Origin of the sequence: Staphylococcus sp. GDY8P85P, from assembly GCF_017892405.1 — a bacterium.
Lineage (GTDB): Bacteria > Bacillota > Bacilli > Staphylococcales > Staphylococcaceae > Staphylococcus > Staphylococcus borealis.
On sequence record NZ_JAESLA010000075.1, the window covers coordinates 1 to 10,395 of the forward strand.

Annotated in this window: 10 protein-coding genes; 7 read left to right on the top strand and 3 right to left on the bottom strand. The window is 30.3% G+C overall.

Annotated elements, in window-relative coordinates:
* The 5 genes from KA828_RS12720 to KA828_RS12740 form a co-directional block, all read left to right on the top strand.
* On the top strand, positions 1 to 997 hold a 997-nt coding region (locus KA828_RS12720), incomplete at its 5' end, for an SAP domain-containing protein (RefSeq protein ID WP_210126343.1).
* A 13-nt stretch (positions 998 to 1,010) separates the two neighbouring features.
* A complete protein-coding gene (locus KA828_RS12725) occupies positions 1,011 to 2,231 on the top strand; it encodes a tyrosine-type recombinase/integrase (RefSeq protein WP_210126344.1) in 1,221 nt (406 codons plus the stop codon).
* 223 nt (positions 2,232 to 2,454) lie between these two features.
* Positions 2,455 to 4,560, top strand: coding sequence for an AraC family transcriptional regulator Rsp (rsp, locus tag KA828_RS12730; protein ID WP_210126345.1), 2,106 nt, complete (start codon positions 2,455 to 2,457; stop codon positions 4,558 to 4,560).
* 67 nt (positions 4,561 to 4,627) lie between these two features.
* On the top strand, positions 4,628 to 5,050 hold the full coding sequence (locus KA828_RS12735; protein WP_210126346.1) for a pyridoxamine 5'-phosphate oxidase family protein: 423 nt from the start codon (positions 4,628 to 4,630) through the stop codon (positions 5,048 to 5,050).
* Between the two features lie 210 nt (positions 5,051 to 5,260).
* Complete coding sequence (locus KA828_RS12740) at positions 5,261 to 5,614, top strand: DUF4889 domain-containing protein (RefSeq protein WP_053028691.1); 354 nt, start codon at positions 5,261 to 5,263, stop codon at positions 5,612 to 5,614.
* A 153-nt stretch (positions 5,615 to 5,767) separates the two neighbouring features.
* Here KA828_RS12740 and KA828_RS12745 read toward each other — a convergent pair whose 3' ends face one another.
* Positions 5,768 to 7,045, bottom strand: coding sequence for a cation:dicarboxylate symporter family transporter (locus KA828_RS12745; protein WP_210126347.1), 1,278 nt, complete (start codon positions 7,043 to 7,045; stop codon positions 5,768 to 5,770).
* 162 nt (positions 7,046 to 7,207) lie between these two features.
* Positions 7,208 to 7,567 (bottom strand): DUF3139 domain-containing protein, encoded by a 360-nt coding sequence (locus KA828_RS12750; RefSeq protein ID WP_193839011.1) that lies wholly within the window; start codon positions 7,565 to 7,567, stop codon positions 7,208 to 7,210.
* Positions 7,568 to 7,848: 281 nt separating this feature from the next.
* Here KA828_RS12750 and KA828_RS12755 point away from each other — a divergent pair, with 281 nt between their 5' ends.
* A complete protein-coding gene (locus KA828_RS12755) occupies positions 7,849 to 8,292 on the top strand; it encodes a MarR family winged helix-turn-helix transcriptional regulator (protein ID WP_075108098.1) in 444 nt (147 codons plus the stop codon).
* A gap of 223 nt (positions 8,293 to 8,515) precedes the next feature.
* Positions 8,516 to 8,932, top strand: a complete 417-nt coding sequence (locus KA828_RS12760) for an Hsp20/alpha crystallin family protein (RefSeq protein ID WP_210126348.1) — start codon at positions 8,516 to 8,518, stop codon at positions 8,930 to 8,932.
* Between the two features lie 74 nt (positions 8,933 to 9,006).
* Here KA828_RS12760 and KA828_RS12765 read toward each other — a convergent pair whose 3' ends face one another.
* Complete coding sequence (locus KA828_RS12765; protein ID WP_075108100.1) at positions 9,007 to 10,164, bottom strand: nitrate/nitrite transporter; 1,158 nt, start codon at positions 10,162 to 10,164, stop codon at positions 9,007 to 9,009.
* Positions 10,165 to 10,395 lie beyond the last annotated feature (231 nt).

Sequence of the window (10,395 nt, forward strand, 5' to 3'; positions counted from 1 at the left end):
ACAATTATACGGACTTTATCTTTCAGAAGTTAAAGATGATAATAATAACGATCATCATGCTAATTTAAATGCTAACGATATTTTAATATTACATTTAAATAAAAATAGAGTAGTTGGCAAGGAAGTTAAAAATCATTTTTATTTGTTAGAAAATCAAATTAATGTAGATAAAATTCTAAATAAATTAATCAACTTAGGTTTTCTAGATATAAAATCGAATTTTGATGTTTCTTTACCCTATATTAAAGTTCCTGAATTAAAAGATATATTAAGAGAATATAAACTCAAATTAGGTGGGAATAAGCCAGAATTGATAGAAAGAATCAAAACTAATATAGATGAAAATGCAATTGAATTACCACAAGTATATATTCCAACTTCAAAGGGGAATAAAATAATTGGTGAAACGGAATATATTTTACACTTCTATAACAGTCCAATTATTTCATTAGGTTCAGCACATAAAATAGCAAAAGAAGTATTAAATGTAGATGATAAAATAGAGTATATTTATTTGTATTTATTACAACAAAATCAAAAATCAAATAATTCGGATCATAAAACAGCAAATATCATAAATAGTTTAGTGCTTTACTATAAAAAGACTAATAAAAATAAAAACGTTATAAGAAAATATACTAATTATGCTACTTATTTATCAGTAACACAAGGTATCCACTCAACAGCTTTCTTATACTCTAGTGAAGAAAACATTATAGATAGACTATTTATATATTTTAATTATCATCTTGAATATTATGAAAACATGTTATTTATAGACAACGTTAGTAGACGTTTATTTAAAAACTTATTTTATGAAGATATTAAATCATTCGAAGATACAGATAAAAACTTTTGTGATGAAATCTGCGAATTACTATTTGCTCAAATTTATAATAATAAAAATATTACATTAAATAACCTTCCAACTATAAACTATATTTTAAAAAAAATTAAAAAAGAAAATGAACTAAGAATGACAAAATATGACTTTTAGGAGGCTCATTCACATGTGGCATGAGAAGTTTACTAATAAACATGGTGAAACGAAATATCGCTATTATGAGAAGTATAAAGACCCACTCACAAATAAATGGCGACGTACTAGCGTTGTGCTTAATAAGAATGGTAAGCAATCACAGAAAGAGGCTCAGAAACGCTTAAATGAGCGTATAGAGGCAAAGCTAAATGACAAGACGCCTACTACACTTAAGACGCTAACTTTTCATGCTGCATGTGATGAGTGGTTTGAAAGTTATAAGCGTTCATCTGGCGTAAAGATGACGACGATCAACTTAAGAAAAAGAGTGATATATACGTTTAAATCGGATATTGATGACGATATTCTAATAAGCAATGTTAATCATATATATCTACAAGACATTATCAATAAATGGGCAGATAAATATAGTTATAGCTATGTTCAATCGTTAATGGGAATTGTTCGTTTCATTTTCAAATATATGCTAAAGCATTACGACCTAGATTTATCATCAGTATTAGATAGGGTTGAGATACCTAAGAAAGCGCAAACTAGAGAACAATTACAGGCAAAGAAAAATAATTATCTTGAGCCTTATGAGGTCAAAGAGTTATTACAGTGTTTTGACAAGTTGGCTGAGCAAAGCGTCACCGTCAATGGTAGACACAATATGAAAATGATTAAAAATATAGTGGAGTTTCAATGCAATAATGGGATGCGTATCGGTGAGCTATTAGCTATTAAAAAAGAAAATATTGATATAGAAAACAAGACGCTAGTTATAGATGGTACTTTAAATTATGTTCATGATCCAGTTACAAATACTTTTGGACTTAAAGAAACGACAAAGACAAGCAAAAGTAATAGAACAATTGGTTTAACTTCCCAAAGTGTTAAATTGTTAAAGTCCATCATGCTGCAAAATAAAAAGAATAGTCAATGGAACAACAATTATAGGGATAGAGGCTTTATATTTACTAATGCTGTTGGTAGCCCTATACCAGTTACACCTATCAACAACGCAATTAGAGAAGCTGTTAAAATGAGTTCGATAGACAAAAAAGTGACATCACATACACTCAGACACACTCATATATCAACACTAGCACAATTAGGAATAAATATAAAAGCTATACAAGATCGTGTAGGACATTCAGACTATAAAACAACTTTAGAGATATACACTCATGTAACTGATAAGATGGCACAAGATATGATGAATAAATTAGAAAATGTAAATATTGGTTGAAATACGTCTTCATTATAGGCGTATTTTTTATTAAAATTGCTAAAACTTCCACAAAACGCTCTTTTTATGCCCTTTATTTCTGCCACCCTAACTTAAATAACTCCACAAACCTTGATATATTAATGTTTATATAATTCTAAGTTATAATTACTTTTATTATTCACAATTCAATTGAGCCGTATTGTTTAGCACATAAATATAAAAAGCTAGGAGAACAACAAATATGAGTAATTCCCTTCGATTACATGAACATTTAACAACCGCCCCTTTACGTAATATTAATTATGTGATTTTATATTTTTCTTTGACAAATGAATTGACGATGACTATCAATGGTAGCAAGACAGAAATCCATAATCATATTGCCATCGTCAACCAAGGGGATTTATATAATATTAATCATGCTAATGATTTAATTGAGTTAAAGATACCTATCGCTTATTTCTATATAGAAGATAACGATTTCTTTAACTGTTATTTTGATCGGCATTTATTACAGTCAAATCATTTTATAAAATCTCAAATTTTGCAATGTGTTTCTAATTATTCAAACGAAGAAGCACAAGATAGTGAGACAATGTCTAAAATTATCCGCACATTATATAAGGAAGCTGTAGTGAGAAATGCAACATTATATGTACCAACCATGTCCATCGATAATCAATTATTATCTAACATCGTTCTATATATTAATGACAACATTACATCTCATTTATCTCTAATCGATATCGCACAACATGCACTGATTTCAGAATCGTATTGTTCTAATCTATTTGCGCGCATGTTGAATGTCAATTTCAAAGATTATTATACGAGTTTAAAAATTAATCAATCCGTCCGTTTATTAATGACAACGAATCATTCCATTACAACCATTTTTGAAATGTCAGGGTTTAGTAGCCACACCAATTTCACTAACCAATTTAAAAAACACCTTGATGTGAGTCCTAAGCAATTTCGTACAAAGTTAAATCAATTAGAACCATTACCTTCAATCGCAATACGTAGTTCAGTCAGTCAATCATTTTTAAATTTAATTTCACAATTTGAATTTACCGATTACTTAACGACAGAAACAACACAAATTAATATGGCCCATTATAATCCGAAAGACCAAACTCAATTTTCTACTGCTTTTATTGATTTTCAAAACATCAATGAACTCTTTCAATTTGTATTTAATGATTACTTTGATATTGATTTATCCTATTTACCTAGACCAGCCATCTTAATTAATGATGTTAGTGACATGGTAGGCCGGCATACAAATTTAAATTTATTAAATCGTTGCTTTGAAAAATTATTCGAAAAAAATATTAGACTGGCAGTAACAATTAAAAACAATCAAGAATTTAAGATGATATATCAATTGATTATGATTTTCTTACAAAATAACCGAGATTATAAATGGAATAAAAAATTAGTGAAATTTATGCTTGTATTTGATACTGAAACAATGTCTGTCCATGATATTCACCTTGCACACCTTAAACTTAAAAATAAAAACCGCGCTATCAAATTTAGTTTGATGGTGGAGGGTTTGTTAAGACAAACAGGTTCATTACAAGAAACCTATGATATTATGCACCGTATGAATTTTGATTTTTATTTTGTAGATATTGAAAATATCGATACCAAAAATGTGTTAATTGATAAACAACGAGGCTTCACTCATTCATCTACACACTTTGAAAATTATTTACGTTTCATAGAAGGATCGAATATACCTTCCACACAATTTATTTATAGTAATTTATCATTGAAATGTTTCAAATACACCAATAATGGTACACAGTCACTTCAATTATCAGATATCGTTTGTCATTTGTATCAATTAATGAGACATGGTGGCGGCGTGTGTTACAAATTAATAGAAACTGACCCAATGTATATTTCCTTATTTAATAATCATGGAAGTCTGCTACCCATCATGCATTTATATCGTTTTGTCGCGACATTTAGTAATGAGTCATTTCAAATAGCAAACAATTATTTAATGTGCTATAAAGATGGTGATTATCATTTGATACTTTTCAACAAAATTAATGATCGCTATTTATCAGATAGTCAACAGCATTATATTTTTGAAAATGATTTTAAAGAAAATACACTCTTCATAGTCAATACACTTAATAATGAACACGGCTCAATACAACATTTAATTCCTCAGGATAAACGCGATGTGTATATTGAGAAAGATATCATTCAACAACTAGACCAATGCAACCATCCTAAAACAGAATTATTAATTCAAGAAAAGGATTACGCAACATTTCAAGTAACACTTAAACATGACGAAGTTAAATATATTTGTATTAAACCTTCATAGTATTCACGTTGATATGAGTTTAGACATATGTCATTTAGGATATATGTAAACTAAGGAGATGATGATTGTGGAACAACAACAAGCGATTCAAGCAATTGAAAAAGTGTTAGACACTTCTAAAGTTGGTGTATTGTCTACTGCTTACAACAATAAACCAAACAGTCGTTACATGGTCTTTTATAATGACGAATTGACTTTATATACGAAAACAAGTACTGAAAGCACTAAAGTTGAAGAGATTAAACATAATCCTAGCGCATATATTTTATTAGGTTACAATGAAACAACAAACAATAGTTTTGTTGAAATAGAAGCCAATATCGAAGTCGTAGAAGATCAAAAAGTGATTGACTGGTTATGGGAAACACAAGATAAGACTTTCTTTGATTCAAAAGAAGATCCTAGATTATGTGTACTTAAAGTCGTTCCTAAAACGATAACATTAATGAACGATGACGATGTCGATACGCCTGTAACGATTACTGTGTAATTTAAAAAGTGTATTATGAATTTGAGCGTGGGACGATGAATTCCAAAATGAATTCCGTTCCACTCTTTTTTGTCAATTTTATTAATTCAACATCTTTGTGTCATTGATATGATTCATTGCGTGTTCAATTTAATATCGTTTATTATTTTATTGCAATTTAATACTATTTTTTGTATAAAAGAGATAGAACTTTTTAAAGGAGTCTATAACATGAAAAATAAAAAAGGTTTAGGTATTGGTATTGCACTGATTGCTATCATGCTTATTGTATGTATTGTTCTAGTGGTCATGATGATGACGGGTGGTCAAAAAGAAACCTATTATGGTTATATGAAGAATGATCATACAATTGATAAAATGGTCAATGAACAAACTGAAAAAGTTGAAAAGAATATCGAATTACCTTCTGATAGCAAAGCGAATGTCAAAAAAGGCGACTTTGTATTTTTAGTTAAAGAAAAAGGATCAGATAAATTCTCAAGAGTATCCAAAGTCGATCATGATGATGTACCACATGGATTAATGATGAAAATTCATGAAATGCATGATATGAAAGGTATGTAAATGGTCATAGATGACTGTCAATGAAGCCCATTGCTTCGTTGGCAGTTTTTTTATGCAATAGTTGTGCTCCAATACAAATCATTGATGTTTTCAAGTAGAACAAAAAAAGTACCGAACGCATTCGCTCGGTACAAAAAATGTCAGATTTCTTTTTTAAATTGATTGTAAATACTTTTTACCTTGTTCTTTGTCATAAACCTTTTCCCATTTAGAGATAACAATAGCTGATAATGCATTACCTATTACGTTTACACATGTACGAACCATGTCTAATAAACGGTCTACACCGATAATTAATGCAAGACCTTGTGCTGGTAAGCCCATCGCACCTAATGTCGTTAATAATACTACGATTGAAACGCCTGGTACCCCAGCCATACCTTTAGAGGCAACCATCAACGTTACCATTAAGATAATTTGCTCTGAAATCGATAAATGGATGCCATACATTTGTGCAACGAATAACGCTGCGATAGATTGGTATAGCGCTGATCCATCAAGGTTAAATGAGTAACCAATTGGAATGACGAAAGATGTGACATCTTTAGGTGCCCCGAACCTTTCCATTTTCTTCATCATAACTGGTAATACTGCTTCTGAACTAGAAGTAGAGAATGCTAATAATAATTCATCTTTCAAAATTTTAATAATTGAGAAGATACTTATACCGCACATTCTTGCTACAATACCAAGAACGATGATAACAAAGAATACCATTGCGAACACAACTACAAGTACTAATTTTAATAACGGAATTAAAGCGGCTGCTCCAAACGTCATTACTGTTGTACAAATAAATGCAAATACACCAATTGGTGCTAATTTTAAAATTTTATTAATCATCCAGAAAACTGCTTCAAGTGTTCCGTTTAAGAAACCTTTTACAGGATCTGCTTTTTCACCTATTGCAGCTAATCCTAAACCAAAGAATACTACGAAGAAGATGATTGGTAATAATTCACCTTTAGTTAATGCTTCAAATATGTTTGTTGGTACAATGTTTACAATGGTATCAATAAAGTGATTGCCATATGTAGATTGTTCTGCAGCTGATGCAGATGATTGATATTTAGAAATATCGCCTTTAGGTAATTTCGTTGGATCTAAACCAGCACCTGGTTTGAATAAATTACCAATAACAAGTCCTAAAGCAATTGCGATTGTCGTTATAATTTCAAAGTAAAGAATTGCTTTCCATCCATAGCTACCTATCTTCTTTGAATCCCCTAAGTTAGAAATAGATAATGCTAAAGCACAGAATACAATTGGGATGATGATCATTTTAATTAAATTTAAGAAAACGTCACCGAAAGGTTTAATATAATTTGCTACGTTATCTTGGCCAAATAATAATAAACCTACAACTACACCTAGTACCAATGCGATGATAACTTGCATCGGCAAACTAATTTTTCTCTTGAACAGAGCCATGTTGGAACCCCCTTCATCTGACATCGCTTAATTATATCAGATAATTATAAATTGGGATATAAATTTTTTAATAGCGCACGCTACCATACACGTATCCAATAGCACAAAAAAACTGTACATAGACAATAAAATAACGTCTAAATACAGTTTTATAATCAAATGCTATGGTTTAAAATTTTGATCGAAATCATTATATTTCGCATCTTTCATACTTTTTTTAGTTTCAGTATCAAAGCCCTCTGCAAAGATACCTTTACGCGTACCAATTGGTTGAATGACATAAGTCATATGTGGTTCATCTTTAAATACAACTTCTTTGTAATAAACACCTTTTTTGGCACTATAAAGTGTCTCCTCTGATTTAATTTTATCAGTTAAATTCCTTTGCTCTAAATAACTATCAACCGTTTTAATGTTTCTGTGGCCTTGATATGTTTTCATTGCAAAAAAGAAAGCTACTGCTACTACTAATGAAATAGCTAAAATAATACAAATTCTAATCCATTTTTGTTTTTTACTCATTTTGAAACTCCTTTGCACACAACCTAGTCTCAACATATTTAATCACTATCTAAATTATTATGAATGATAGTTTGAAAATTTTAAAGTATTTCTATATTTCTGTAACAAAATAGCCTAACAATTTATCTCTAATTCAAAATAAATCTACACTTACACCCTTTATGTAGATGTACTTTAAAATAACGTTTAAATGACTTGAAAAGTCCATAGAATACTATGATAACGGGCTTGACAATACTTTTAGTTCATACTATCTTTAAATAAGTTAAGGGGGGAAATATATGTATGTAAAGGATAGTTATTTAAGTAATCAATTATGTTTTTTATTATATGTTACTTCTAAAGAAGTCATAAAAAAATATACTCACTATTTAAAAAAGCATGATTTAACATATACAAGCTTTATGGTCATCATGGCTATTGAAAATGATGAAAAAATAAATATTAAATCACTTGGACGTCGTGTCTTTTTAGATTCTGGAACACTTACACCTCTCTTAAAGAAATTAGAGAAAAAAGGCTATGTACAACGTATGCGTGAAAAAGAAGATGAACGAAATCTTCAAATTACCCTCACTGAAAATGGTATTAATATTAAACCAACGTTGGAAGCTATCTCTGACCAAGTCTTTGATGATTTTGATATTACACATGAAGAAAACGAAGAACTCGTTAATAGCTTAAAACATGTAATTTCAAAAAACTTCGATTATACAACTAACTAATATTTAATCATGGCAAAAGCATGAACTACTGATTTATCGCAATGACTAGGCTTTATACATAATAGAACTTTTGCCATGTATTTCTTATTCCACACCACTATCTTCTTCTCCTGTTCTATAATACCTTTCGCTTTACGTTAATCGTCTCTATTACTATAATGTACTTTAAAAGTAGCATTTTACAACTATACTATGCTTACTTAAATAAAGGAGAGACAATCGTATGAATAATAGAGATTTTTTCGATCAATCCATTTTTAAAAATAACCCAAAAGATGTATTTCGTGATTTAGGAGAACAAGTATTCAATCAATTTTCATCAAAAAGTTTCCCAACAAATATTTATAATCAATCAAGCCAATATGTATTAGAAGCTGAATTACCAGGCGTTAATAAATCAGAAATTGAACTTAAATTTGAGCATTCTACACTAACGATTAAAGTACAAAAGCATGTATCAGAACAAACAGGTAGCGTCCAATTAAATGAGCGTGCAAGTGGTGAGCTAGTCAGACATTTCGAATTTAATGATATTGATAAATCACAAATTAAAGCAAGCTATGAAGATGGCATTTTAGTCGTTACTTTACCTAAAGAAGTAAGTGCACAAGATCAGACGACTACCATTACAGTAGAATAATCACTGATACAGTAATATTAAAGAGCAATACAAAGCTATCATTAGCCTTGTATTGCTCTTATGAATGTATAAACTTATTTTGCGTATTCTTTTTTATATAAGTGTCCCATTGTAATAAATGCTAAGATACCAAATATTGCTAAAAGAATAAACGCTAAATGACTTGAACCTGTTAATCCTGTTACGTAAGTAATCACAAGTGGTGGGAAGAATCCGCCTAAACCACCCATCATTGAAACAATACCATTGGCTGCACCAGATTCATTTGCAAAGTATGAAGGCACGAGTTTAAATATTAAACCATTACCTAAACCTGCACAGATACTGATTGTTAAACAACCAATCGTAAATAATGCGATATGACTTGAAATGCCTAAAATAACGGCACCTATAACCATAATAATAAAGTCAATCATTAGTACTTTAACCGCATTAAACTTATCTCCAAGAATCCCTCCGACCGGTCTCAAGAATGTAGCTAAAGCTATAAATACACCTGATCGAATCCCTGCATCTACTTTATCAATACCAAAATTATTTACTAAGTAGTTAGGTAAGAATAATCCAAATGCTACAAAAGCACCAAATGTAATAAAATACCATAGACTTAAATAATATAATTTGTAATTTGATGATAATTTTTTAAATTGAGATGCTAAAGGTACTTTCACTTTTGGTTCATTTTTATCACCAAAAATGAACATTAAAACGGCAAAAATAGCAATGATGATCAAATAGCTTCTTACTGTTGTTTGCCAACCAATAATACCTGCAATCGGTGGTGCTAAGAATGATGATACTGCTGTACCAATGTTCCCCATACCATAAATACCATTCGCAAGTCCTACTTTATCTTTTGAAAAATATTTTGGTACAGACGTTACACCGACTGAGAAAATCGCGCCACCAACACCTAAAAAGAATCCTGATAGCATTAACATGCCTGGTGTTTGTGCTTGTCCTAAAAAGAATATTGGGAATAATAGAACGACAAAACTACAGAAGAATACCCATTTTGCGCCGATAACATTCGTTAAATAGCCAAATGGCACGCGTAGTATTGAACCTAATATAACCGGAATTGCCAGTATAATTGATAACTGACCAGGATTAACCTTAATATCTTGTGAGATATACGGCATTAATGGAGAAATGATACTCCACGCCATAAATCCTACTACAAGACTTAACGTTTGTAATGTAAGTTGAAAGCCACCTTTTGTCTTATACATTTTTTCACCTTCATCATTTCATTTTCTTTATCAGTAATTGTTATATAAAAGAGGTCAAAAATTTATATTTCAATCACATTACTGATTACATTTAAATTTTAGTAGATTTGTGAAAAAATGAACATAAGGACATTCCCTTATACTGCCGGGGAATCCCCCTATATTTTCTATCCCAAAATGAACATAAATAAAGAGGCCAGGATAGAATTCTTCGGCTCTATAATAAATTGG